The sequence below is a fragment of the Algibacter sp. genome (genome assembly GCF_049667265.1).
Lineage (GTDB): Bacteria > Bacteroidota > Bacteroidia > Flavobacteriales > Flavobacteriaceae > Algibacter_B.
Window position 1 is genome coordinate 1 of sequence record NZ_JBATHX010000221.1, and the last position, 1,550, is coordinate 1,550.

Genomic DNA, 1,550 nt, shown 5'->3' on the forward strand with positions numbered 1-1,550 from the left:
AATGGTACTTCCTTTTATCTTATTAATGTTGTAATTTTTTACCAAAAGCCAAATCTCCAGCGTCGCCCAGACCAGGAATTATATAGCCTTTCTCATTTAGTTTTTCATCTATGGTGGCAATCCATAAATGTGTTTCTTTTCCAAAGTTTTGCTTGACAAATTCCACACCATCTTGAGCTCCAATAACACTAATTAAATGAATTTCTTTTGGTGCTCCAAAGGGTTTTAAAGCCTCAAAAGTAGCTACCATAGATTGCCCAGTAGCTAACATAGGATCTGCCAGAATAAGTGTTTTACCTTCCAAATCAGGGCAAGCTAAATATTCAACAACAATCTCAAAACTATCAGGGTTGTGTTTATGATGTCTATAGGCCGAAATAAAAGCATTTTCTGCTTTATCAAAATAATTTAATAATCCATTATGCAAGGGCACACCTGCTCTCAAGATGGAACATAAAACAATGTCATTTTCTGGTAAATTGATGTTGCTTGTTCCTAAAGGCGTTTTTATTAATTCAGAATTATATTTTAAGTGTTTACTCATTTCATAGCCTAAAACTTCACCAATTCGTTCAATATTTCTTCTAAAACGCATGCTGTCTTTTTGTATATCAATATTTCTAATTTCTGATATAAAATTATTAAGTATCGAATTTTGATTGGATAAGTTATGTATCGTCATGTGTAAAAATATAAATTATGCTCAGTAAAGTTAATGAAACCCAATTAGAAATCAATTTACATTCCTTTTGAAGATTATATAAATAAATAATTCTTATAAAATTTCCGTAGTTTTGTACTTTAAAAATTCACAAATATGTTTACAAGTAAAGCCAACAAGATTTTTCAAGACGTTATTGCAAAATACCACATTATTAATACGGTAGATCAGCCTTTTAAGAATGGGTATCCAGAAAGCGAGTTATTAGAACATTTATTATACAGAAAATGTTGGATTGATACGGTGCAATGGCATTATGAAGACATTATTCGTGATCCACAAATAGATCCGGTTGCTGCTTTGAAATTGAAACGTCAAATTGATGCATCCAACCAAGATAGAACGGATATGGTGGAGTATATTGATAGTTATTTTTTAGAAAAATATAAAGATGTTTCGGTAAAAACAGATGCAACAATAAATACCGAAAGTCCAGCTTGGGGTGTAGATAGATTATCTATTTTGGCATTAAAAGTTTACCATATGAATGAGGAGGCTACTCGTAATGACGCTTCCGCGGAACACAAAGCTGCTTGCCAGAAAAAATTAGATATTTTATTAGAGCAACGTGTGGATTTATCAACGGCTATTGATACACTTTTAAGTGATATTGAAAAGGGAGATAAGTATATGAAGGTTTACAAACAGATGAAAATGTACAATGATGACGAATTGAATCCTGTACTTCGTTCTCAAAAATAATATTCCTGCGTAGGCAGGAATCTTATACTAAATAGTTGAGATGCCAAATCAAAAAAACATTTTAGTCATCCGACTTTCTGCAATGGGCGATGTGGCAATGACAATTCCTGTTTTGCGCGCCCTTACC

The 1,550-nt window shown here is 32.5% G+C and carries 2 protein-coding genes; one reads left to right on the top strand and one right to left on the bottom strand.

Annotated elements, in window-relative coordinates:
* Positions 1–22: 22 nt before the first annotated feature.
* A complete protein-coding gene (gene upp / locus WBN21_RS08255) occupies positions 23–682 on the bottom strand; it encodes a uracil phosphoribosyltransferase (protein WP_424199228.1) in 660 nt (219 codons plus the stop codon).
* Between the two features lie 135 nt (positions 683–817).
* On the opposite strand from upp, the gene WBN21_RS08260 reads away from it, so the two are divergent.
* A complete protein-coding gene (locus WBN21_RS08260; RefSeq protein ID WP_424199230.1) occupies positions 818–1,423 on the top strand; it encodes a DUF4254 domain-containing protein in 606 nt (201 codons plus the stop codon).
* Positions 1,424–1,550: the final 127 nt, after the last annotated feature.

Excerpts from the sequence above, each read along its gene's own strand:
- upp (WP_424199228.1), bottom strand. The coding sequence starts at position 682 with ATGACGATACATAACTTATCCAATCAAAATTCGATACTTAATAATTTT.
- WBN21_RS08260 (WP_424199230.1), top strand. The coding sequence starts at position 818 with ATGTTTACAAGTAAAGCCAACAAGATTTTTCAAGACGTTATTGCAAAA.